This is a genomic window from Streptomyces sp. NRRL F-5630, from assembly GCF_000719475.1.
GTDB lineage: Bacteria > Actinomycetota > Actinomycetes > Streptomycetales > Streptomycetaceae > Streptomyces.
The window spans coordinates 38,650-60,430 of sequence record NZ_JOGO01000021.1 but is presented as its reverse complement, the minus strand read 5'-3'; the positions used below and the strand labels follow the sequence as shown (position 1 = coordinate 60,430).

The window sequence follows — 21,781 nt, the reverse complement described above, 5'->3', positions numbered from 1 at the left end:
GGGGCGGGGGCGGTTCGCGGCGTGAGCCGTGCCCCCCCGCACCGCTGTCTCCTCAGTCCTCGCGGCCCGCACCGCGCAGGACGTTCGCGCCCGCCACGAGGCCGAAGGCGAGGACCGTCACCAGGACGAAGGAGCCGATCAGGCTCGTCGCGTCGGCGACCACGCCGATCGCGGAGGGAGCGATGAGCCCAGCGGTGTACGTGATCGTGGCGACGCCCGCGATCGCCTGGCTCGGGTTGGGGCCGCTGCGCCCGGCGGCGGCGAAGCACAGCGGCACCACGACCGCGATGCCGAGGCCCAGGAGCGCGAAGCCGCCCATCGCCGCCACGGGGTTTCCCGCGAGGACCACGAGCAGACCACCCGCCGTCGCCATCAGGCCGCCCGCCCGCACCACACGCTTCGCGCCGAAGCGGTCCACGAGCCCGTCCCCGGCGAAGCGGGCGAGCGCCATCGTGGCGGTGAACGCCGTCGTGGACGCGGCGGCGACACCCGCCGAGGTGTCGAGTTCGCCGTGCAGGAAGACCGCCGACCAGTCCAGGCTGGCCCCTTCGGCGAAGACGGCGCAGAAGCCGATCGCGCCGATGAGCAGCGCCGAACGCGGCGGCAGCGCGAAGCGCGGCGGGGCCGGCTCGTCCGCCTCGCTGCGCAGATCGAGGACCCACCTGCACAGCACGAGCCCGGCCGCTGTCAGTACGAGCGCCGTCACGAGGTGGTGCAGCCGCGCGTCCGCGCCCAGGTGCGCGGCGAGCGTGCCCGCCGCCGAGCCGAGCAGCGCGCCCGTGCTCCACATGCCGTGCAGCCCCGACATGATCGACTTGCCCCAGCGGTTCTCCGTCTCGACGCCGAGCGCGTTCATCGCGACGTCCGACATGCCCGAGCAGGCCCCGTACACGAAGAGCGCGAGGCACAGGACGGCGAGGTTCGGCGCGAGCGAGGGCAGGACGAGCGCGAGCGTCCACCCGGCGAGCAGGAGCCGCAGCGCGGTCCGCGAGCCCAGCCGGTGGCTGATCCGGCTCGCGAGCGGCATGGCGAGCGCCGCGCCGAGGGCGGGGAAGGCGAGCGCGAGACCGAGCTGACCGGCCCCGATGTCCGCGTGGTCCTTGATCCACGGCACGCGGGTCGCGAAGGAGCCCGTCACGCTCCCGTGCACGCAGAAGATCGCGGCGATGGCCCAGCGCGCCCGCCGCACCGTCCCCCGGTCGAAGCCGCCCGCCGGGACCGCGCCCGCGCCCACGGACGCCGCCATGGCGGCACCCGCGGCCCGTTCTCCCGCCGTCTCGCTCATGTGGTCCCTCCCGCAGCACCGCGCCGCTGCTGCGGACGGCTGTGTGACATCGCGACGTATGAAGCCACGTGAAACTATCAGGAAGCCTTCCTGATAGTGGATGATTATGATGCGGACCGACCCGCGAGGGAAGGGGGCCCAGCCCGTGACCGCCTCACCACCCCAGGAACACGCCGGTTCCGTACCGGACACGCCCGCCCGGCCCGGCACGGCGGCGCACCCCGCGCCCGCCTCACCGAGTACGGCCCGCGCCATCAACGACCGGCTCGCGCTGCGCCTCCTCCAGGAGCACGGCCCGCTCACCGCCGCGCGCCTCAAGGAACTCACCGGCCTCTCCCGCCCGAGCGTCGCCGACCTCGTGGAACGGCTCGGGGCCGCCGGGCTCATCGAGGTCGTCGGGGCCTCGGAGCAGCGCAGGCGCGGTCCCAACGCGCGGATCTACGGGATCGTCGCGGACCGCGCCCACCTCGCGGGGCTCGACGTGCGCACCCACAGCGTCTCCGTCCTCGTCACCGACCTCCTCGGCGCGACGCTCGCCGAGTCCTCCGCGCCCGTCGATCCCGCCGCGAGCACCGAGGCGGCCGTCGCCCGCGCGGTGGATCTCCTCGCCGACACGGCGGCCCGCGCGGGGGTGCCCGAACTGCGTGCTGTGGGGGTCGGGGCGCCCGGGCTCGTCACGCCGGGCACGGGGGAGCTGCGCGACAGCACGGGGCTGCCGCCCTGGCACCGGGCGCTCGTGCCCGTCCTGCGGGAGCGCCTCGCGGGCACTGTCCTCGTCGAGAACGAGACCAACCTCGCCGCCGTCGCCGAACTGCGCGCGGGCGCCGCCCGCGACCGCGACACCTTCGTCCTCCTCTGGCTCGGCCACGGCGTCGGCGCGGCGGTCGTCCTCGACGGCGCGCTACGCCGGGGCGCCTCGGGAGGGACGGGCGAGATCGGTTTCCTGCCCGTCCCGGGCACGCGGGTGCTGCCCGGTCGGGACAGCTGTGAGGGCGGCTACCACTCCCTCGCCTCCTCGGCGGCAGTCGAGGAACTCGCCGCGCGGCACGGCCTCGTGGCCGGTGCCGCCCCGCACGAGCCCCCCGCGGCGGCGCTCGTGCGGCGCGCGGTCCGGGAGGCGGAGGCGCCGACGGCGGCGGTACGGGCGCGGGCGGACGCCTTCCTCGACGCCCTCGCGGACCAGGTGGTCCTCGGCGTCGCCTCCGTCGTCGCGGTCCTCGACCCCGGCTGCGTCCTCCTCGGCGGGGAGACGGGCCGCGCGGGCGGCACGGTCCTGGCCGCCCGCGTCGCGTCCCGCCTCGCCCACCTCACCCCGCTGGCCACGGAGGTGCGCCCGACGGCGCTGGGGGGCGGAGCGGTCCTGCGCGGAGCGCTGCTGATGGCGCTGGACCACGCGCAGGAGGAGCTGTTCGGGGGGTGAGGCCGTGGGGGAGGGGGGCGGTCCGTGGCGCGGCGGGCAGGCGTCGTCCCCGATCTCCGGCTCGACGGGCAGGGCGCTGCCCCCGACTTCGGGCGCGGCGGGCAGGGGGTGCTGCCCCGGACCCCTGCCGCGCGAGGCGGCCGGCTCCTCCCGGCCGCCCGTCAGCCCACCCCCTCCGCTCCCAACTGCCCGGCCAGATAAGTGAGTTTCTCCGGGTTCAGCACCGCCCGGATCTGCGTGATCCCCTCGGCCCCGCCCGAGATCTGCACGACCCCGGCGAGCCGTCCGTCCGCGAAGATCACCAGCGCCGCCTCCCCGTTGATCTCCGCGGGCCGGAACTCCGCGCCCACGAGCCCCTTCTCCAGCGCCTTCCGGAGCAGCCCCGTCACCCGCTCGCGGCCCACGACGATCTTCCGGGCCGCGGACACCCTGCCGCCACCGTCCGACCACCAGCTCACTTCCTCGGCGAGCAGCGACACCAGTTCCCGCACGTCGCCCGCGCGCGAGGCGGCGAGGAACGTCTCCACGAGGGCCCGCTGCCGCTCGCTCTCCACCGCGTACCTGGCCCGTTCCTCCGCGAGCCGCGCCCGCGCGCGCCGCAGGTGCTGGCGGGCGCCCGGCTCGGAGAGCCCGAGCATGCCGGCGATCTCGCGGTGCCCGTACCCGAAGGCGTGGCGCAGCACGTACACCGCGCGCTCCGGAGGGCTCAGCCGTTCGAGCAGGAGCAGCAGCGCCGAGGACACCTCCTCGCGCTGTTCCGAGCTCTCCATCGGCCCGAGCGCCCCGCCCGAGGTCAGCACAGGTTCCGGCAGCCACGGACCCACGTACCGCTCCCGCCGCGCCCGCGCCGAGTCGAGGACCGTCAGGCACAGGCGCGTCACCGTCGTGGTGAGCCAGGCCGCGGGCGTACGCACCGCCGCCCGGTCGGTGCCCGCCCAGCGCAGGTACGCCTCCTGCACCACGTCCTCGGCCTCCTGCGCCGACCCCAGCATCCGGTAGGCGAGCCCGAACAACCGCGGCCGCTCCGTCTCGAACTCCCGTACAGAATCCGTGATCACGCGCTCAGCGTGCCACCGCGCGCCCTCGCGTCGCGTCATCCCGCCCTCGCTGTGAGTCATCCCACCCCGCGCCCCCCTTCCCGGCGTGGCACACTGGTGCGCGTACCAGCAACAGCGCACTCCGGGGTCGGTGTAATTCCGAACCGGCGGTAACAGTCCGCGACCCGCTCGCTTCCAGTGAGCGGTTGACCAGGTGGAACTCCTGGACCGACGGTGAAAGTCCGGATGGGAGGCAGTGCGCGGCGGGTCGCACGCAGCAGTGCGCCGCCGTAGGCCGGGCCGTCGTCTTTCGGCGTCGCCCGGTCCGCGTCCGGCGCTCCCCGCGTCCGTGTGCGTCCGTACCAAGCCTGTCCTCGCGACAGCGCCCCGGAGTCCGTGCCCGAGAGGCAGGAGGACCCGGTGGCCACCGCAGCCGAAACCGCCGCCATGTGCGAGGCGATCGCCCTCGCCGCCCGCGGCCTCGGCCGCACCCGCCCCAACCCCGTCGTCGGCTGCGTCGTGCTCGACGCCTCCGGCGAGGTCGCCGGAGGCGGGTGGCACCAGCGCGCGGGCGGCCCCCACGCGGAGATCCACGCGCTGCGCGCGGCGGGGGAGCGGGCCAGGGGCGGCACCGCGCTCGTCACCCTCGAACCCTGCGACCACACCGGGCGTACGGGGCCCTGCTCCCGCGCCCTGATCGCGGCCGGTGTCCGCCGCGTCGTCTACGCGGTCGCCGACCCCACGGCCCAGGCCACCGGCGGCGCCGACACCCTCCGGGCCGCGGGCGTCGACGTCGAGCACGGACTCCTGGAGGCCGAGGCCGCCGACGTCAACGCCGCCTGGCTCACCGCGGCCCGCCTCGGCCGCCCGCACGTCACCTGGAAGTACGCCGCGAGCCTCGACGGCCGCATCGCCGCGCGGGACGGCACGAGCCGCTGGATCACCTCGCCCGAGGCCCGCGCCGACGTCCACCGCCTGCGCGCCACGTGCGACGCCGTCCTCGTCGGCTCCGGCACCGCCCGCACCGACGACCCCCACCTCGCCGTCCGCGGCGTTCCCGGGGCGCCCCAGCCGCTGCGCGTCGTCCTCGACACCGAGGGCACGGCGGTACGGAACGGGGCACGCGTCCTCGACGCCGCCGCCCCGACCCTCGTCGCCCTCGCCGAGGACGCCCCGGCCCCCGCGCACGACGCCGAACTGCTGCGCCTGCCGCGCGCCGCGCACGGCGGGCTGGATCTCACCGCCCTCCTCGCCGCGCTGTACGCCCGCGACGTGCGCGGCGTCCTCCTGGAGGGCGGCGCCCGCCTCGCCGGCTCCTTCGTCGCCGCCGGGTACACCGACCGCGTCGTCGGCTACCTCGCCCCCGTCCTGCTCGGCGCCGGGCCCGCGGCCCTCACCGAAGCGGGAATTGCCACCCTCACCGCCGCGTTGCGGCTCGACGTGCGCGAGACCACGCGGCTCGGACCCGACCTGCGGATCACCGCCGTCCCCACCACCGCACCCAAGGAGCGCTGAAGTGTTCACCGGAATCGTCGAAGAACTGGGTGAGGTCGTCGCGGTCGAGGAACTCGCCGACGCCTCCCGCTTCCGGCTGCGCGGCCCCGTCGTCACCGAGGGTGCCCGCCACGGCGACTCCATCGCCGTCAACGGCGTCTGTCTCACCGTCGTCGAGCACGAGGGCGCCGAGTTCACCGCCGACGTCATGGCCGAGACACTCAAGCGCTCCAGCCTCGGCGCCCTCGCCCCCGGCTCCCGCGTCAACCTCGAACGCCCCACCCCGGTCGGCGGTCGCCTCGGCGGCCACATCGTCCAGGGCCACGTCGACGGCACCGGCACGATCCTGCGCCGCGAGCCCTCCGCGCACTGGGAACTCGTCACCGTGTCCCTGCCGGGCGACCTCGCGCGCTACGTCGTGGAGAAGGGCTCCATCACCGTCGACGGCATCAGCCTCACCGTCGTGGACGTCACCGAGGACACCTTCAGCGTGAGCCTCATCCCGACCACGCTCGCCCTCACCACGCTCGGCCACAAGCAGCCCGGCGCTCCCGTCAACCTGGAGGTCGACGTCCTCGCGAAGTACGTCGAGCGGATGCTCCGGTACGGGACGGCCCCCGAACAGCCCGCACAGGAGGGGTGATGTTCGACCAGCTCAACACCGAGGCGTTCACCGTCTTCGGACAGCACGTCATCTGGTCCGACGCGGTCGGCAACACGATCGGGCTGCTCGCCCTCGCCCTCGGCTGGCGCCGCTCGGTGTGGACCTGGCCCGCCCAGTTCCTCTCCGGTGTCGTCCTCGTCGCCGCCTACCTCTCCGCGCACCTCAGCGGAGGCGTCGGCAAACAACTCCTCGTCATCGTCGTCGCCCTGTGGGGCTGGCGGCAGTGGACCAGGGGCAGCAGAGCCGCGCAGGACGGCAGCCTCGCCGTGCGCTTCGCCACCTGGCGCGAACGCGGACTGCTCCTCGGCGGCACCGCGCTCGGCACCCTCGCGGTCGGCGGCCTCTTCGCCGCCGTGCCCGGCCTCTCGTGGAACCCCTGGCCGGACGCCTACATCTTCGTGGGCACCCTGGCCGCGATGGTCGCCCAGGCGAAGGGACTCGTCGAGTTCTGGGCCGCCTGGCTGCTCGTCGATGTCGTCGGCGTCCCGCTCGCCTTCACCAGCGGGCTCGCCTTCTCCGGCCTCGTCTACGTGATCTACCTCGCGCTCGTCCTGTGGGGCCTGCGCGACTGGTGGCTGCGCTCGCGCCCGAACGCGGCCCCGGAAGTCGCCCCGGAAGGAGCCCCCGCATGAGCGGCAGCCACGAACCCACGCCCGGCAGCACACCCCGGACCCCCCACGAGGGCCCCTGGCCGCACGAGGAGGAACTCTCCCTCGCCCTGGACCCCGTCGTCCGGGCCGTCGCCGACATCGCCGCGGGCCGCCCCGTCGTCGTCGTGGACGACGAGGACCGCGAGAACGAGGGCGACCTCGTGATCGCCGCCGAGAAGGCGACCCCGGAGATCGTCGCCTTCATGATGAGCGAGTGCCGCGGTCTCATCTGCGCCCCCCTCGAAGGCCCCGAACTCGACCGCCTCGACCTGCCCCAGATGGTGCGCCGCAACACCGAGTCCATGGGCACCGCCTTCACCGTCTCCGTCGACGCGAGTCGCGAGCACGGCGTCACCACCGGCATCTCCGCCGCCGACCGCGCCACGACCCTGCGCCTCCTCGCCACCGCGAGCAGCGAGCCCGACGACTTCGTGCGCCCCGGGCACGTCTTCCCGCTGCGCGCCCGCCCCGGCGGTGTCCTCGCGCGCAACGGCCACACCGAGGCCGCCGTCGACCTCGCCCGTCTCGCCGGACTGCGCCCCGCGGGCGCCATCGTCGAGATCGCGGGCGAGGACGGCGTCATGCTGCGCCTGCCCGAACTCGTCCCCTTCGCCCGTAAGCACGGCCTGAGCATCATCTCGATCGCGGACCTCGTCGCCTACCGCCGCGCCGTCGAGGCCGCGCCCCTGGAGGCCGGGCCCGCCGTGCGCCGCGAGGCCGAGGTGCGCCTGCCCACCGCGTACGGCGACTTCACCGCGTACGGCTACCGCTCCGGCGCCGACGGCGTCGAGCACGTGGCCCTCGTCCACGGGGACATCGGCGACGGCGAGAACATCCTCGTCCGCGTCCACTCCGAGTGCCTCACGGGGGACGTCTTCGGCTCGCTGCGCTGCGACTGCGGCCCCCAGCTCGAAGCCTCCATGCGGCGCGTCACCGAGGAGGGCCGCGGCGTCGTCGTCTACCTGCGCGGCCACGAGGGGCGCGGCATCGGGCTGCTCTCCAAGCTGCGCGCCTACGAGCTCCAGGAGCGCGGTCGCGACACCCTGGACGCCAACCTCGAACTCGGCCTGCCCGCCGACGCCCGCGACTACGGCGCGGGGGCGCGCATCCTCGCCGACCTCGGCGTCCGCTCGCTGCGGCTGCTCACCAACAACCCGGACAAGAGCGAGGCCCTCACCCACGACGGCCTCTCCGTCCTCGCCCGCGAACCCATGCCCGTCCAGGCCGGCGAGTACAACCTCCGCTACCTGCGCACCAAGCGCGACCGCATGGGCCACGACCTGCCCTGGCTCGACCCGGCCCCGGCCACCTGCGCCCAGCAGTGACCGGGTACCCGAACCCCGTACACCCCATGGACCCCATCTACCGAGGAGCAGCGCGTGAGCGGTAAAGGCGCACCCGAGCTGAACGTCAAGAACTGCGGCGACCTCCGCGTCGCCGTCATCGCCTCGCAGTGGCACGAGCAGATCATGAAGGGCCTCACGGACGGCGCCCTGCGCGCCCTCGCCGAACTCGGCATCAGCGAGCCGACCCTGATCCGCGTCCCCGGCAGCTTCGAACTCCCCGTCGCCGCCAAGGCGATGGCCGCGCGCGGCTACGACGCCGTGGTGGCACTCGGCGTCGTGCTGCGCGGCGGCACCCCGCACTTCGAGTACGTGTGCCAGGGCGTCACCCAGGGCCTCACGCAGGTCGCCGTCGACACCGGCGTGCCCGTCGGCTTCGGCGTCCTCACCGTCGACACCGAGGAGCAGGCGCTCGACCGCGCGGGCCTGCCCGGGTCCACCGAGGACAAGGGCCACGAGGCCGTCACCGCCGCCGTCGCCACCGCGACGGTGCTGCGCGGCGTCGTCGAGCCCTGGCGCTGAGCCCCCGCGCCCCCGGCACGGGCGGACGCGTCCGCATGATGAGAGACGGCGGCCCCGGCTTCGCTCCGGGGCCGCCGCGGCGCGTATGGTGAGGAAACCATGTCCCAGAAGACCTTCGAAGAGCTGTTCTCCGAGCTCCAGCACAAGGCCGCGCACGCCGACCCGGCCACCTCCCGCACCGCCGAACTGGTGGAGAAGGGGGTCCATGCCATCGGCAAGAAGGTCGTCGAGGAGGCCGCCGAGGTCTGGATGGCCGCCGAGCACGAGAGCAAGGACGCCGCCGCCGAGGAGATCTCCCAACTCCTCTACCACGTGCAGGTCATGATGGTCGCGCGCGGCATCTCCCTCGACGAGGTCTACGCGCACCTCTGAGCCGTGCCCACGCTCCCCTTTCCCCGCACGGCCCCCGCGCCCCCGCGCGAAGCGCGCCCGCCCGGCGCGGGCCCAACCCCTTTGTCACCCACAGAAGGACGTCACCGTCATGCTGCGCATCGCCCTGCCCAACAAGGGTTCCCTCGCCGGACCTGCGTCGGCGATGCTCCATGAGGCCGGCTACCGCCAGCGCACCGAGCAGAAGGAACTCGTCCTGGTCGACCCGGCCAACGAGGTCGAGTTCTTCTACCTGCGCCCCCGCGACATCGCCCTCTACGTGAGTGCGGGCCGGCTGGACATCGGCATCACCGGGCGCGACCTCCTCCTCGACTCGGGCGCCGACGCCGAGGAGATCCTGCCGCTCGGCTTCGCCCGCTCCACCTTCCGCTTCGCGACCCGTCCCGGCACCGCCGAGGGCCCCGAGGACTTCCCCGGGCTCACCATCGCGACCTCCTACGAGGGCATCGTCGCCAGGCACCTCGAAGAGGCCGGGATCGACGCCTCCGTCGTCCACCTCGACGGCGCCGTCGAGACCGCCATCGAACTCGGCGTCGCCCAGGTCATCGCCGACGTCGTCGAGACGGGCACGTCGCTGCGCAACGCGGGCCTCGAAGTCATCGGCGAACCGATCCTCACCTCCGAGGCCGTCGTCATCCGCCGCACCGGCGCGGAGAGCGACGACGCCCGCGTGCAACGCTTCCTGCGCCGCCTCCAGGGCGTCCTCGTCGCCCGCGGCTACGTGATGATGGACTACGACTGCCGCGTCGAGCACCTGGAGCAGGCCGTCGCGCTCACCCCCGGCCTGGAGTCGCCCACCGTCTCGCCGCTCCACCACGAGGGCTGGGTCGCCGTACGGGCCATGGTGCCGACGAAGGGCGCCCAGCAGGTGATGGACGACCTGTACGGGCTCGGCGCGCGCGCCATCCTGACGACGGCGATCCACGCCTGCCGGCTGTGACCGGAGCGTGGGGCTCCGCCCCGCGCCCCGCTCCTCGAACGCCGCAGGGGGCTGGATTTCCGGTGCCGTATGCTCGCAGCGCCAGTCCCTCCGCGAAAGACGAGTGCCCCGCATGAGCGCCCCCGCCGACCTCCCCCCGCTCCCGGCGACCTTCCGTCCTTCCCTCACCCGGGCCATCCTCATCGGGTGCGGAATCGGGATCTTCGTCGTCATCACGACGATCGCCTGCCTGCTCGGGATCGGCGGCGGGGAGGCGGCGAGCTTCGTGCTCACCGCCGTGCTGCTCGCCGGGGTGTGCTTCCTGCTCGCGCGGCCCAAGGTCGTCGCGACCACCGAGGGCGTCACCGTCGTGAACCTCACCACCCGCCGTACCCTCGGCTGGGCGCAGATCGTCCGGGTGACGCTGCGCGGCGGCGACCCCTGGGCCTTCCTCGACCTCAGCGACGGCACCAGCCTGCCCGTCCTCGGCATCCAGCCCGGTCTCGCCCGGGAGAAGGCCGTCTCCGACGCCAGGGCCCTCAGCGCGCTCGTCGACGCGCACACCCCCGTACACGACTGAACGCCCCGACCGCACGCCCCGCGGCCGCCCGGTGCGATCCGGGCCCCCGGGCCTGCCCGTCAGGACGGAATCGTGATTAATCTGGTAGGGCGGCACACGCCGAGTGCCGCCGCCGCCCGCGCCCTCTTCCGGCGCGGGTGACCCATCGAATAGAGGAGTGAACCTCTCCGGCAATGGACGGATCGTCCGGTAGTACGTGCGCCGCCCCCTTCCCTCACGGCACGGAGGCGGCGGCATGACCACATCGCTGCTGCTCCTCGGGGCGGCTTTCCTGCTCATTCTCGCCAACGGCTTCTTCGTCGCCGCCGAGTTCGGGCTCGTGACCGTGGAACGCGCGGAGGCCGAGCGCGCCGCCGAGGCCGGGGACCGCCGGGCCGGCGCCGTCGCCCGCTCCCTGAAGGAACTCTCCTTCCAGCTCTCCGGCACCCAGCTCGGCATCACCGTCACGTCGCTCGTCGTCGGCATGCTCGCCGAACCGGCGCTCGCCGACCTCCTCGAAGAGCCCCTCACGGCCCTCGGCCTGCCCGAGGCCGCCGCGCCGGGCGTCTGCGTCGTGCTCGGGATGCTCCTCGCCTCGGCCGTGCAGATGGTCGTCGGCGAACTGGTCCCGAAGAACTGGGCCGTCGCCAAGCCGCTCCAGGTCGCGCGCTTCGTCGCCGGGCCGCAGTACGCCTTCGCGCGGCTGCTCCGGCCCGTGATCGCGCTCCTGAACACCGCCGCGAACGCCCTGGTACGGCGCTTCGGCGTCGAGCCCGCCGACGAGATGGCCTCCGCCCGCACCCCGGGCGAACTCGTCTCCCTCGCCCGCCACTCGGCGCTCGCCGGAGCCTTGGAGAAGGACACCGCCGACCTCTTCGTGCGCACCCTCTCGCTGGAGGACCTCGCCGCCCAGCAGGTGATGACCCCGCGCGTGAGGCTGAGCACCCTCCAGTCCTCCGCCACCGCGGAGGACGTCGTCAACCTCACCCGGGCCACCGGCCTCTCGCGCTTCCCGGTCTACCGCGAGCGCATCGACGAGATCACCGGCACCGTGCACCTCAAGGACGCGCTCGCCGTGCCCCCGCACGAGCGGCTGCGCACCCCCGTCAGCCGCATCAGCCGGACCCCGCTGCGCGTCCCCGAGACGATGCCCGTGCGCACGCTGCTCGCCCTGCTGCGCACCGAGCAGCCCATGGCCGTCGTCATCGACGAGTACGGCGGCACCGCCGGGGTCGTCACCCTGGAGGACATCATCGAGGAGGTCGTCGGCGAGGTGCGCGACGAGCACGACGGGCAGGACCTGCCCGAGCTCGCCCCGCTCCCCGCCGAGGAGGGGCGCCCCGCCTGGGAGGCGGACGGCGGCATCCGCGTCGACCAGCTCCGCGCGATCGGCCTCGACGTCCCCGAGGGCCCGTACGAGACCGTCGCGGGCCTCGTCGCCGACCTCCTCGGCCGCATCCCCGCCCCCGGCGACCGCGCCGAGCTGCCCGGCTGGCGGCTCGACGTGCGCCAGGTCGGCCACTACCGCGCCGAGCGCGTCCGCCTCGTGCGCACCGCGCCCGTCCTGGAGGCGGCCCGATGAGCGTGCTGCAACTCCTCCTCGCCGCCGTGCTGATCCTCGCCAACGGTTTCTTCGTCGGCGCCGAGTTCGCCCTCGTCTCCGTACGGCGCAGCCAGATCGAGCCCCTCGCGGCGGACTCCGCGCGCGCCCGCCGGGTCCTGCACGGCCTCGAACACCTGCCGAAGATGATGGCGGCGGCCCAGTTCGGGATCACCCTGTGCTCCCTGACCCTCGGCGCCGTCGCCGAGCCGACCGTCGCGCACCTCCTGGAGCCCGTCTTCACGGCCGCGCACCTGCCCGAAGGGCTCGTGCACCCGCTCGGTTACGTCATCGCGCTGCTCCTCGTCGTCTTCCTCCACCTCGTCATCGGCGAGATGGTCCCGAAGAACCTCGCGATGGCGGCGCCCGAGAAGGCCGCGCTGTGGTTCGGGCCGGGGCTCATCGCCTTCGCCCGCGTCTGCGGCCCCGTCACCGTCTTCCTCGCCGCGTGCGCCCGGCTCGTCCTGCGCGCCTTCCGCGTCGAGCCGAAGGACGAGGTCGAGGCCGTCTTCACGAGCGACCAGCTCAGCCACCTCGTCGAGGACGCCGGCCAGGCGGGGCTGCTCGACGCGGAGGCCCAGGAACGGCTGGAGGACGCGCTCGAACTCGGCACCCGCCCCGTCACCGACGTCCTCCTCGACCGCGGCCAGCTCGTCACCGTCGATCCCGCCGTCACCCCGCGCCGCATCGAGGAGCTGACCGTCGCCACCGGCTACAGCCGCTTCCCCGTCCTCGGCGCGGGCGGCGTCTTCATGGGGTATCTGCACGTCAAGGACGTCCTCGACCTCGACGAGCCCGACCGCGCCGTCCCGCAGCGCCTGTGGCACCGCATGATCACGCTGCGCGCGGAGCTGCCGCTCGACGACGCCCTCACCGTGATGCGCCGCGCCGCGACGCACCTCGCGCAGGTCGCCGACGCGAGCGGCCGCGTCCTCGGGCTCGTCACGCTGGAGGACGCCCTCGAACTCCTCGTCGGCGAGGTCACCGACCCGGCCCACCGTCTCCCCGAGCCCGCGCGGGGAACCGCCCCCGTGCGCGCCCGCGTGAAGGCCGAGCCCCTCACGGTCCAGCCGCGCCCCGGGGAAGAGGCCCTCACCGGCTAGGGACCGCCCGGCGACCCCGTGCGCCGCCGCCCCGCACGACCGGGCGGCGGCACACGGGGGTCCGCGGTCTCAGAAGTCGTCCTCGGCCGTCGGTTCGTGCGGCCCCGGGGTGCGCCCCGACAGGACCTCCCCGTACGCCTGCATGAGGTCCGGCAGGCGCAGCGTCGCGAGGTCGTCGCGGCTCGGCGGGTCCGGGTAGCCCATCAGGCGCAGGTCGCGGTAGGCGCAGGACTTCTCGTAGAGCGTGCGCAGGAAGCGGCCGTTGCCCAGCTCGTCGATCCAGCCCTCCTCGACGACGTGCCCCGCGATCGACGCCAGCTCCTCGCGCGCCTCCTCGTCCCAGTGGTCCCCGTTGGCGTGCGCGAGCACCTCCCCGATGCGGGTCAGCTCCGCCGGGCGGTACGAGGGGAAGTCGACGCGGCTCGTGAAGCGCGAGCCGAGGCCGGGGTTGGCGGCGAGGAGCCGGTCCATGCCCTCCGGGTAGCCCGCGAGGATCACCACGAGGTGTCCGCGGTTGTCCTCCGCGCGCTTGAGGAGCACCTGGAGGGCCTCGTCCCCGTACGCGTCCCCGCGCCCGTACCCGGAGTTGGAGAGGCTGTACGCCTCGTCGACGAAGAGCACCCCGCCGAGCGCGGAGTCGATCAGCTCGTTCGCCTTGACCGCCGTCTGCCCCAGGTACTCGCCCACGAGGTCCGAGCGCTGCGCCTCCACGAGATGGTCCCCGCCGAGCAGTCCCAGCGCGTAGAAGACCCGCCCCAGGATGCGCGCGACCGTCGTCTTCCCCGTGCCCGAGGGGCCCGAGAAGATGAAGTGCCGCTTCGGCGGCTGCACCGGCAGGCCCTGCTCCGCGCGCAGCCGCGCCATGTTCAACTGCGCCGACAGCGCCCGGACCTGACGCTTGACCGGGTCCAGGCCGACCATCTGCTCCAGCTCGGCGAGCGCCGCCTCCAGGAGCGCGGGATCGGCCGGACCGGTCGGCATCCGCTGCGGTCCCGGCTGCGCGGGCAGGACGGCCTTCTCGCGTACGTCGTCGGCGGGCCCGCCCGCCGGAGGCTCCCCGCCCAGGTGCGGCGGCTCGGCCGCGGCCGGGTCCGGGCCGAAGAGCGGCTCGCCGCCGTCCCGCGCCGCCGCCGTGTCCTGGCCCCCGCCGCCGAGGCTCACGGCCGCGTAGTCGAGGGGGGAGGCGAGGTCCTGGTAGCCGTCGCCCTCGGAGATCGCCGCGAGCCGCGCCGCCGTGTCCATGAAACCCGCGTCGACCCGGTGCACCGCCCGGTACAGCGGCAGCGCCGCCGCGCTGCGCCCGCTGCCCTCGCGGGCCCGCGCCAGCCAGTACCGCAGCTCCTTGCGCTGCGGCTGCTCGCTGCGGCAGCGCATGAGCGCCGCCGAGAGCAGCGGCTCCGCCTGCCCGTACATCTCCAGGCGGACCCGCGCCATCCCGCCGAAGAGTCCGGCCTCGATGCCGAGGAGCGGATCGTCGAGCAAGGGGTCTGTGTGCCGGGCCAGTTGCTCCCAGTCCTTGACGAGGTAGGCGCGGCACGCGTGCAGGAAGCGCACCTGCCGGTCGCTCTCCGAGGGCGGGAGCGCGCCGAGCGCCCGGTCGAGGTCGGGGACATGGCGCCCGTCGAGCCAGTGCGAGGCGTGGGCGAGCAGCAGGTCGCGCGTCGTCTCCAGCACCGGCTGCACCCACCAGCCCAGCCAGTACCAGGAGTTGAGCGGTCTGCGGTGCCGGGCCCGCTGCTCGCCGAAACGGTCGCGGTGCTGGAACATGCGCAGCAGCGCGGCCGGAGTGTCGATGCGCAGCGCGTGCAGGCCGAGCCAGCCGTCCGCCATACCCGGATCGAGGCGCACCGCCGTGCGGAACTCCTCCTCCGCCTGCGGGTACGCGCCCATCGTGTAGGCGTCGACGCCGCGCAACCAGGCGAGATCGGCCGGGCCCGGTGCGCCGTGCGTGCCGAAGTCCATCACGTCCCCCACAAACCCTGCCCCCGTGGCCCTGCCGCCGGACCCGTCGTCGGCCGCGCGGCCGAACCGCCGCGCCGCGAGCGGCTCTTGCTCCCCCGTGCGGATGCCGCCCGCCAGGGGACGGGCCGCACTGCGGCATCGTACCTGCGAAGACGTGCCCCGCCGAAGGGTGTCGCGGGCACCGCGGAGGCAGCGCCGGGCGCACGGGGCGCACGCGGAGGCGTCCACGCATGATCACCCACCGTGAGAGTGCGAATGCGTCAAGTAGGGTGAAAGTGGGGGGTGCGGGACAGAACGAAGCCCCCGGTCACGGGGGAACAACCGGGGGCTTCGTGTCGGAGGTGCGGCCCGCAGGCCGCACCTCGTGAACGTAAGACCGAGGCGGGCCCCGGGTCAAGACGCTTCGGGGAAGTCGCGGGGGCCTCTTTTCGGCTCCTTTCCGCTTCGTCGGCGGAGGTTGACGCTCCGTCACCGCGGAGCGGGCCGCCCGCTCCGTCCCGGCTCACTCGCGCAGCACGTACCCCTCGCCGCACTGCCGTACCAGGGCGTCCGCGAAGGGGCGGGAGGGATCGGCGCGGAAGTGCGCGGCCTCGGCCCGTTCCCAGTCGTCCCAGAAGTCCGCGAGGCCGGAGCCGTCCCTTTCGCGCCCGCGTTCCCAGGCGGCCTCACCGGCCAGATCCATCCACCACAGCAGCGAGAGCGACGGCCGCAGCGCCCGGCGCCCCACCCCAACGCCCTCGACGAGCACGACGGGGGCCGCCGCGACGGTGCGGGTGCGCCCCGGGCGGCGCGCGTCCCAGTCGTACGGCCGGAAGACGGCGGGCTCCCCGCGCGCGAACGGCGCGAGCACGTGCGCGGCGAAGCACTCCGTCCAGCCGAAGAAGCGCTCGTGCGAGGCGAAGTCGTCCAGGTGAAGCACGGGCGCCCCGCCGAGGGCCGCGGCGAGCGCGCGCGCGAGCGTCGACTTGCCCGAGCCCGCATGCCCGTCGATCCCGACGAGCCGCACCGGGCCGCAGGAGGGAGCGAGGCCACGCAGGCGCTCCGCGAGCACGGCCGCGCCGACGGCGTCGCCGACGGCCGGGGGCGGGGGGCCGGGGGGCTCAGCCGTCTCGTCCTGGGCGTTCACGGCGGCAAGCCTACGGGGAGCGTGCGCCGGGAGCGCACGGGCCCGCCCCGCACCTCGTGCCCCTCGCGCACCACCGCCCGCCGCCCCCGCGCGGCCCGTCCGTTCCGCCGCTCGGAGCAGTCCCGTACCTCTCAGAGGTCCAGGCCAATATTGGTGCCCGCCCCCGACCCGGAAAAGCTGGTCCCTGAGGGCCCCGGGGGCGATAGTGGCCCGGACGCGCACCTGTCCGTCCGGGCTCTCCCCAGCACCGCGCCCGTACGGCGGGGCCGCACCGCCGACCGAGATGGACCCACACAGAGGGGGGACCCCCGCCCATGACCGGCTCCACATCCCGTCGCACCGTCCTCACCGCCGCCGTCGCCGTCGCGGCGGGCGTCGCCGCCTCCGGGCCCGCTCTCGCGGCACCCCGCCCCACCACCGGCCCCCACGCCGCCCCGCCGCGGACGGCCGAGTACCACGGCTTCACGAGCGCCGCCGACTGGCGCTCCGGCCGCGCCGAGGGCGTCCGCGTCCTCGCCGGCCGCCGCCCCGGCCTCACCCTCGCCCGCGCCGTCGGGGAGCGCGACTACGCCGACCCGCACCTCGGGACCACGACGCGCTACGAGTACGCGCGCTGGACCTCGCCGCGCCACCGCCTCACGGTCCCCGCGACCGAGGTCATCGCCTCCTGGAACGCCCACACCCCCACCGGGACCTGGATCGAGGTGGAGCTCTCGGGCACGTACTCGGACGGCGCCGAGACCCCCTGGTACGTCATGGGCCGCTGGACCGCCGGCGACGACCCGGAGCGGGACATCCGCCGCACCTCCGTCGACGACCAGGGCGACGGCCGCAGCAGCGTGTGGACCGACACCTTCGCCATCGACGACGCCGCCTCCGGGCTCCGCCTCGCCTCGTACCGCCTGCGCCTGAGCCTCTACCGCCGCCCCGGCACCCGGCGCGCGCCCACCGTATGGCGGCTCGGCGCGATGGGCTCCGACGTGCCGGACCGCTACACCGTGCCCGCCTCGACGCCCGGCCTCGTCGCCGAACTCCCCGTGCCGCGCTACTCCCAGGAGATCCATTCCGGGCAGTACCCGCAGTACGACAACGGCGGCGAGGCGTGGTGCAGCCCCACCTCCTCGCAGATGATCATCGAGTACTGGGGCCGCGAGCCGAGCGCCGCGCAACTCGCCTGGGTCGACCCCTCCTACGCCGACCCCCAGGTCTGCCACGCGGCCAGGTACACCTTCGACTACCAGTACGACGGCTGCGGCAACTGGCCCTTCAACGCCGCCTACGCCGCGACGTACCCCGATCTCCAGGGCGTCGTGACCCGCCTCGGCTCGCTCACCGACATCGAGACCCTCATCCGCGCGGGCATCCCGGTCATCACCTCGCAGTCCTTCCTGAAGACCGAGCTGACCGGTGCCGGGTACGGCACGGCGGGCCACCTCATGACGGTCATCGGCTTCACCGCCGAGGGCGACGTCATCGCCAACGACCCCGCCTCCCCGGACGACCCCGCCGTGCGCCGCGTCTACCGACGAGCCGAGTGGGAGACGATCTGGTTGCGCACCAAGCGCAAGACCGCCTCGGGAGCCGACGCGAGCGGCACGGGGGGCGTCTGCTACCTGTACTTCCCCGCCGAGCCGAGCCCGCGCCAGCGCAGGGCGCTCGCGGCGGTGGGGGTGCGCTGAGCCGCCCCCGGCGGGCGCGCCCGCACGCGCGGCGCGGGGTGAGGCGCGCCCGGCGGTTCCGGGCGCGCCTCACCCCGCACGCGCCCGAACCGCCCGCGCCCGTACGGCCGCACGAGCGACTTCCCCGTCGAGCGCTACCTGCGCGAGGCGAAGGTGCTCCAGATCGTCGAGGGCACCAACCAGGTGCAGCGCATGGTCATCGGCCGCCACCTGCTCGGTCCTGAGGGCCGCTGAACCAGGGCACGGGCGGGGCGGCGAGGCGCTCCCACTCCGGGTCCCCGCGCAGCGGGAGCGTCGCGCCGCGCTCCGTCCAGCGGGCGAGCAGGGCGCGGTAGAGGGGCGGGTCCTGGCCGTCCCCAGGCCCGGCGCCCCGCCCCGGGGACCGGAGGCCGGCGCGCCGCCAAGGGCCCTGCGGGTACGTGGCGTGCCGAACCGGAGCCTCACGGTGCGGCGGGGACGTCTCGGCACGCCCCCACGCGCTCGCGCGCGGGGGCGGCGGGACATCGGCGCGGGTCGGCCCGGGCGCGCTCGTCCGCACGCTCTCACGCGGCGCGGCGAGCGGCGCGTGGCCGTGGGCCGGTGCCTCCGGCTGACGGGGCCGCCCGGTGGACTGCTCCAGGCGCGGGTGTGGGGACGTCATGCCCGGCCCAACGCGGGGCGCGCGGACCGGTCACCGAAGGAGCGGTTCGCGCATGTGTTCCGGCCGTGCCCGGGGCACCCCACGGGGTGCCCCGGGCAGGACATCCCGTCCGGCGGTGCGGCGCCGGGGTCCTGGAGCGGGGGTGCGGCGGTGCGAGGTGAGGAGGGCTCAGGCGGCCCGGTGGTACGTGCTCAGCGGGCGGCGGGGCGCCTTGATGGGGCGTGAGCCGGGGCCGCCGACGTGCGAGAAGGGCTGGGTGCGCCAGTCCAGGCCCTGCGGGAGCGTCAGGAGCACGCCGATCTCCTGCTCCTCGGCGCCGCCCTCGTCGGCCGGACGGGCACTGGCGGCGGCGCGTCCCGTACCGGCGCAGACGGTGAGCCCGAAGGGGTCCCACGGCGAGGCGCACAGCGCGTGCTCGGGCAGGACGTCCTCGTCCGCGAGCAGCGCGATGGGCTGGGCGCAGTCCGGGCACACGACCCGGTAGATCTCGAAGGTGTCGTACGCGTCGAACTCCTCGTCCTCGACGGGTTCGACGCCCTCCGGGGCCGGCGGCTCGGCGAGCTGGCGGCGGGCGGCACGGGCGCGGCTGGACCGCTTGGGATTCTGCATTCGGGTTTCTCCCCCTCGGGTGGGCCGACAAGGCACTGCGGCCTCGACCACAGCAAGCACTTCCCCCCGGCCCCGCCCGGTAATCGCGACACCTGTGCGGACACGGCTCCCCGGGTGTGGTATTCGTCACACGAGGGTGTGAAAGTGGGGGTGAGGAGGCGTCCGGGGGGCGTACGGGGGCACGCGCGCCCGAGCTGTCCACGGTGCGAGACGGGGCACCCGCGCCTGTCCAGGGCCCGCGCCGGGCGGTAGGTTCAGCGGCATGGAGGACCTCGACCGGCAGATCGTGCGGTTGCTCGTCGCCGACGGGCGGATGAGCTACACCGACCTGGGCAAGGCCACGGGCCTGTCCACCTCGGCGGTGCACCAGCGGGTGCGGCGGCTCGAACAGCGGGGTGTCATCCGGGGGTACGCGGCCGTCGTCGACCCGGAGGCCGTCGGCCTCGCCATGACGGCGTTCATCTCCGTCAAGCCCTTCGACCCCTCCGCCCCCGACGACATCGCCGAACGCCTCGCCCCCGTCGAGGAGATCGAGGCGTGCCACAGCGTCGCCGGCGACGAGAACTACATCCTCAAGGTCCGCGTGCAGAGCCCCCACGACCTGGAGAACCTCCTCGCCAGGGTCCGCTCCCTGGCCGGGGTCTCCACCCGCACGACGGTCGTCCTCTCCACGCCGTACGAGTCCAGGCCCCCGCACATCTGAGGGGCGCGCCCCTCCGAGGGCGCGCCGCCCGGGGGTTCGCCGTCCGAGGCCCCGCGTACCCGGCAGGGCCCGCCCCCTCCGCGCGCGCCCCCTCGTACCGGCGCCCCCGCCGCACGCGCCACACTGGGTCCATGAACCGCACGACACCCCCGCCGCCCCCTACCGTCCTGCTCCGCGGTGGCGAGGTGCACAGCCCCGCCGATCCCTTCGCGACCGCCATGGTCGTCGAACGCGGTCACGTCGCCTGGGTCGGCTCCGAAGGCGCGGCGGACGCCTTCGCGGACGGCGTCGACGAGGTCGTCCACCTCGAAGGCGCCCTCGTCACCCCGGCGTTCGTGGACGCGCACGTGCACGCGACCGGCACCGGACTCGCCCTCACCGGGCTCGACCTGAGTGAGGCCGCGAGCCTGGAGGAGGCACTCGACCGCGTCGCCGCGCACGCCCGCGACCGCGCCGGGGACCGCGTCCTGCTCGGCCACGGCTGGGACGCGGCGCGCTGGCCCGCTGGCCGCCCCCCGACCCGTGCCGAACTCGACCGCGCCACGGGGGGGCGCCCGCTCTACCTCTCGCGCATCGACGTGCACTCGGCGCAGGTCACGACCGCGCTCCTCGACCTCGTCCCCCGCGCCGCGAGCCTGCGCGGCTACGACCCCGAGGCCCCGCTCACCGCCGACGCCCACCACGCCGTCCGCGCCGCCGCGTACGGTGCCGTGACGCCCGCGCTGCGCGAGGAGGCCCAGCGCACCGCGCTCGCGCACGCCGCCTCGCGCGGCATCGGGCAGGTCCACGAGTGCGGGGGCGCGGAGATCTCCGACGAGGAGGACTTCACGGGCCTGCTGCGCCTCGCGGAGGAGGAGAGCGGGCCGCGCGTCGTCGGCTACTGGGCCGAGGCGGTCGCGGGGGAGCGGGACGCGGAGCGCGTCCGCGCCCTCGGCGCGCGCGGCGCCGCGGGCGACCTCTTCGCAGACGGCGCGCTCGGCTCGCACACCGCGTGCCTGCACGCCCCGTACGAGGACGCGGCGAGCGGCCACCGGGGCACGCCCTACCTCGACGCCGAGGCCGTCGCCGAGCACGTCACGGCGTGCACCGAGGCCGGGCTCCAGGCCGGCTTCCACGCGATCGGGGACGCGGCGATCGGCGCGGTCGTCGCGGGCTTCCGCGCGGCGGCCGAGAAGACGGGCCTGGACCGGGTGCGCGCGCTGCGCCACCGCGTGGAGCACGCCGAGATGCTCGACGCCGGGTCGATCGCCGCCTTCGCCGAACTCGGCCTCACCGCCTCGGTGCAGCCCGCCTTCGACGCGCTGTGGGGCGGCGAGGACGGCATGTACGCGGCGCGGCTCGGTGTCGAGCGGGCCCGGACCCTCAACCCCTTCGCCGCCCTCCTGCGGGCCGGTGTCCCGCTCGCCCTCGGCTCGGACGCCCCGGTGACCCCGCTCGACCCCTGGGGCGCGGTGCGGGCCGCCGCCTTCCACCACACGCCCGCGCACCGCGTCTCGGTGCGGGCCGCCTTCACCGCCCACACGCGCGGCGGCTGGCGCGCCGCCGGCCGCGACGACGCGGGCACCCTCGTCCCCGGCGCTCCCGCCGACTACGCCGTCTGGCGCACGGGCGCCCTCGTCGTGCAGGCCCCCGACGACCGGGTCGCCCGCTGGTCCACCGACCCCCGCTCCGGCACCCCCGGCCTGCCCGACCTCACCCCTGGAACCCCGCTTCCCGAGTGCCTCGTGACGGTCGTCGGCGGCCGGGAGGTCTTCCGGGCCGGAGCCTGAGGGCACGGCGGGGCCGTCCGGGTGGACCCGGGGCGGCGCGTACGGCCGCTGGGGTGATGTGCCCCCGTGCCCGTACGCGCCCGGGCCGGCGGGGCGCGGCGGCCCCGGGGCTCGCCGCTGACCTGCGGGATCGGGCGACACTCCGTCCCGGGCCACGGGCCACGGGTGTTGACAGGGTGCGGCGGTCGGCGGGTAGGTTCGGCCGGGTCCACCACCGGACAACCGATCGGCGACGTCCCGCGCATCCGCTGGGCGCGACTGGGCCACGGGGGGAACGCGCCGGAGTTCCTCCCCACGCGAACCAGGT

General features: G+C 75.1%; 20 protein-coding genes, 1 pseudogene and 1 riboswitch. Of the genes and pseudogenes, 15 read left to right on the top strand and 6 right to left on the bottom strand.

Annotation, left to right across the window (positions count from 1 at the left end; all coding sequences use genetic code 11):
- Window positions 1–52: 52 nt before the first annotated feature.
- Window positions 53–1,246 carry an MFS transporter gene (locus IF99_RS0113070; protein WP_051703475.1) on the bottom strand — a complete coding sequence of 398 codons (1,194 nt, stop codon included), beginning with the start codon at window positions 1,244–1,246 and terminating at the stop codon, window positions 53–55.
- 145 nt (window positions 1,247–1,391) lie between these two features.
- Between IF99_RS0113070 and IF99_RS0113065 the strand changes: the two genes are divergently transcribed.
- Entirely contained in the window at window positions 1,392–2,705 is a 1,314-nt protein-coding gene (locus IF99_RS0113065; protein ID WP_037826852.1) for an ROK family transcriptional regulator, read from the top strand.
- A 161-nt stretch (window positions 2,706–2,866) separates the two neighbouring features.
- Here the strand turns inward: IF99_RS0113065 and IF99_RS0113060 are convergent, their stop codons facing one another.
- A complete protein-coding gene (locus IF99_RS0113060) occupies window positions 2,867–3,763 on the bottom strand; it encodes an RNA polymerase sigma-70 factor (RefSeq protein ID WP_030996604.1) in 897 nt (298 codons plus the stop codon).
- A 112-nt stretch (window positions 3,764–3,875) separates the two neighbouring features.
- Window positions 3,876–4,006: riboswitch (FMN riboswitch) on the top strand.
- A 156-nt stretch (window positions 4,007–4,162) separates the two neighbouring features.
- Between IF99_RS0113060 and ribD the strand changes: the two genes are divergently transcribed.
- The 10 genes from ribD to IF99_RS0113010 all read left to right on the top strand — a co-directional run bounded on the left by ribD (window position 4,163) and on the right by IF99_RS0113010 (window position 12,986).
- The gene (gene ribD, locus IF99_RS0113055) at window positions 4,163–5,257 is read left to right on the top strand and encodes a bifunctional diaminohydroxyphosphoribosylaminopyrimidine deaminase/5-amino-6-(5-phosphoribosylamino)uracil reductase RibD (RefSeq protein ID WP_030996603.1); all 1,095 of its coding nucleotides are present in this window, start codon (window positions 4,163–4,165) and stop codon (window positions 5,255–5,257) included.
- A 1-nt stretch (window position 5,258) separates the two neighbouring features.
- Window positions 5,259–5,879, top strand: a complete 621-nt coding sequence (locus IF99_RS0113050; RefSeq protein ID WP_030996602.1) for a riboflavin synthase — start codon at window positions 5,259–5,261, stop codon at window positions 5,877–5,879.
- Complete coding sequence (locus IF99_RS0113045) at window positions 5,879–6,532, top strand: nicotinamide mononucleotide transporter family protein (protein WP_030996601.1); 654 nt, start codon at window positions 5,879–5,881, stop codon at window positions 6,530–6,532. Before IF99_RS0113050 ends, IF99_RS0113045 begins: the two co-directional genes overlap by 1 nt.
- Window positions 6,529–7,875 (top strand): bifunctional 3,4-dihydroxy-2-butanone-4-phosphate synthase/GTP cyclohydrolase II, encoded by a 1,347-nt coding sequence (locus tag IF99_RS0113040; RefSeq protein WP_030996600.1) that lies wholly within the window; start codon window positions 6,529–6,531, stop codon window positions 7,873–7,875. Before IF99_RS0113045 ends, IF99_RS0113040 begins: the two co-directional genes overlap by 4 nt.
- Window positions 7,876–7,929: 54 nt before the next feature.
- A complete protein-coding gene (gene ribH, locus IF99_RS0113035) occupies window positions 7,930–8,415 on the top strand; it encodes a 6,7-dimethyl-8-ribityllumazine synthase (protein ID WP_030996599.1) in 486 nt (161 codons plus the stop codon).
- Between the two features lie 99 nt (window positions 8,416–8,514).
- The gene (locus IF99_RS0113030) at window positions 8,515–8,787 is read left to right on the top strand and encodes a phosphoribosyl-ATP diphosphatase (RefSeq protein WP_008749003.1); all 273 of its coding nucleotides are present in this window, start codon (window positions 8,515–8,517) and stop codon (window positions 8,785–8,787) included.
- 109 nt (window positions 8,788–8,896) lie between these two features.
- The gene (gene hisG / locus IF99_RS0113025) at window positions 8,897–9,745 is read left to right on the top strand and encodes an ATP phosphoribosyltransferase (RefSeq protein ID WP_030996598.1); all 849 of its coding nucleotides are present in this window, start codon (window positions 8,897–8,899) and stop codon (window positions 9,743–9,745) included.
- A gap of 112 nt (window positions 9,746–9,857) precedes the next feature.
- On the top strand, window positions 9,858–10,304 hold the full coding sequence (locus tag IF99_RS0113020) for a PH domain-containing protein (protein ID WP_030996597.1): 447 nt from the start codon (window positions 9,858–9,860) through the stop codon (window positions 10,302–10,304).
- A 235-nt stretch (window positions 10,305–10,539) separates the two neighbouring features.
- Entirely contained in the window at window positions 10,540–11,865 is a 1,326-nt protein-coding gene (locus IF99_RS0113015; RefSeq protein ID WP_030996596.1) for a hemolysin family protein, read from the top strand.
- Window positions 11,862–12,986: a hemolysin family protein gene (locus IF99_RS0113010; RefSeq protein WP_030996595.1), complete on the top strand. Its 1,125-nt coding sequence runs from the start codon at window positions 11,862–11,864 to the stop codon at window positions 12,984–12,986. The genes IF99_RS0113015 and IF99_RS0113010 overlap by 4 nt, the downstream gene beginning before the upstream one ends.
- A gap of 69 nt (window positions 12,987–13,055) precedes the next feature.
- Here the strand turns inward: IF99_RS0113010 and IF99_RS0113005 are convergent, their stop codons facing one another.
- Together IF99_RS0113005 and IF99_RS0113000 are read right to left on the bottom strand one after the other, a co-directional pair.
- Window positions 13,056–14,948, bottom strand: a complete 1,893-nt coding sequence (locus IF99_RS0113005) for an AAA family ATPase (protein ID WP_030996594.1) — start codon at window positions 14,946–14,948, stop codon at window positions 13,056–13,058.
- A gap of 502 nt (window positions 14,949–15,450) precedes the next feature.
- Entirely contained in the window at window positions 15,451–15,999 is a 549-nt protein-coding gene (locus IF99_RS0113000) for a hypothetical protein (RefSeq protein ID WP_030996593.1), read from the bottom strand.
- A gap of 389 nt (window positions 16,000–16,388) precedes the next feature.
- Between IF99_RS0113000 and IF99_RS0112995 the strand changes: the two genes are divergently transcribed.
- Together IF99_RS0112995 and IF99_RS32260 are read left to right on the top strand one after the other, a co-directional pair.
- On the top strand, window positions 16,389–17,753 hold the full coding sequence (locus IF99_RS0112995) for a peptidase C39 family protein (RefSeq protein ID WP_030996592.1): 1,365 nt from the start codon (window positions 16,389–16,391) through the stop codon (window positions 17,751–17,753).
- 102 nt (window positions 17,754–17,855) lie between these two features.
- Window positions 17,856–17,987: pseudogene (locus IF99_RS32260) on the top strand (acyl-CoA dehydrogenase family protein); the annotation flags it as partial.
- On the opposite strand, the gene IF99_RS32255 reads toward IF99_RS32260, so the two are convergent.
- Window positions 17,950–18,393: a hypothetical protein gene (locus IF99_RS32255; protein ID WP_078655071.1), complete on the bottom strand. Its 444-nt coding sequence runs from the start codon at window positions 18,391–18,393 to the stop codon at window positions 17,950–17,952. The pseudogene IF99_RS32260 and the gene IF99_RS32255 sit on opposite strands and share 38 nt — an antisense overlap.
- A gap of 168 nt (window positions 18,394–18,561) precedes the next feature.
- Window positions 18,562–19,002, bottom strand: a complete 441-nt coding sequence (locus tag IF99_RS0112985; RefSeq protein ID WP_030996591.1) for a hypothetical protein — start codon at window positions 19,000–19,002, stop codon at window positions 18,562–18,564.
- Between the two features lie 262 nt (window positions 19,003–19,264).
- Between IF99_RS0112985 and IF99_RS0112980 the strand changes: the two genes are divergently transcribed.
- A complete protein-coding gene (locus IF99_RS0112980) occupies window positions 19,265–19,705 on the top strand; it encodes an Lrp/AsnC family transcriptional regulator (protein WP_030996590.1) in 441 nt (146 codons plus the stop codon).
- Between the two features lie 131 nt (window positions 19,706–19,836).
- Window positions 19,837–21,474, top strand: a complete 1,638-nt coding sequence (locus IF99_RS0112975) for an amidohydrolase (protein WP_030996589.1) — start codon at window positions 19,837–19,839, stop codon at window positions 21,472–21,474.
- Window positions 21,475–21,781: the final 307 nt, after the last annotated feature.

Excerpts from the sequence above, each read along its gene's own strand:
- IF99_RS0113070 (WP_051703475.1), bottom strand. The coding sequence starts at position 1,246 with ATGGCGGCGTCCGTGGGCGCGGGCGCGGTCCCGGCGGGCGGCTTCGAC.
- IF99_RS0113065 (WP_037826852.1), top strand. The coding sequence starts at position 1,392 with ATGATGCGGACCGACCCGCGAGGGAAGGGGGCCCAGCCCGTGACCGCC.
- IF99_RS0113045 (WP_030996601.1), top strand. The coding sequence starts at position 5,879 with ATGTTCGACCAGCTCAACACCGAGGCGTTCACCGTCTTCGGACAGCAC.
- IF99_RS0113040 (WP_030996600.1), top strand. The coding sequence starts at position 6,529 with ATGAGCGGCAGCCACGAACCCACGCCCGGCAGCACACCCCGGACCCCC.
- IF99_RS0113030 (WP_008749003.1), top strand. The coding sequence starts at position 8,515 with ATGTCCCAGAAGACCTTCGAAGAGCTGTTCTCCGAGCTCCAGCACAAG.
- hisG (WP_030996598.1), top strand. The coding sequence starts at position 8,897 with ATGCTGCGCATCGCCCTGCCCAACAAGGGTTCCCTCGCCGGACCTGCG.
- IF99_RS0113020 (WP_030996597.1), top strand. The coding sequence starts at position 9,858 with ATGAGCGCCCCCGCCGACCTCCCCCCGCTCCCGGCGACCTTCCGTCCT.
- IF99_RS0113015 (WP_030996596.1), top strand. The coding sequence starts at position 10,540 with ATGACCACATCGCTGCTGCTCCTCGGGGCGGCTTTCCTGCTCATTCTC.
- IF99_RS0113010 (WP_030996595.1), top strand. The coding sequence starts at position 11,862 with ATGAGCGTGCTGCAACTCCTCCTCGCCGCCGTGCTGATCCTCGCCAAC.
- IF99_RS0113005 (WP_030996594.1), bottom strand. The coding sequence starts at position 14,948 with ATGGACTTCGGCACGCACGGCGCACCGGGCCCGGCCGATCTCGCCTGG.
- IF99_RS0112995 (WP_030996592.1), top strand. The coding sequence starts at position 16,389 with ATGACCGGCTCCACATCCCGTCGCACCGTCCTCACCGCCGCCGTCGCC.
- IF99_RS32255 (WP_078655071.1), bottom strand. The coding sequence starts at position 18,393 with ATGACGTCCCCACACCCGCGCCTGGAGCAGTCCACCGGGCGGCCCCGT.
- IF99_RS0112985 (WP_030996591.1), bottom strand. The coding sequence starts at position 19,002 with ATGCAGAATCCCAAGCGGTCCAGCCGCGCCCGTGCCGCCCGCCGCCAG.
- IF99_RS0112980 (WP_030996590.1), top strand. The coding sequence starts at position 19,265 with ATGGAGGACCTCGACCGGCAGATCGTGCGGTTGCTCGTCGCCGACGGG.
- IF99_RS0112975 (WP_030996589.1), top strand. The coding sequence starts at position 19,837 with ATGAACCGCACGACACCCCCGCCGCCCCCTACCGTCCTGCTCCGCGGT.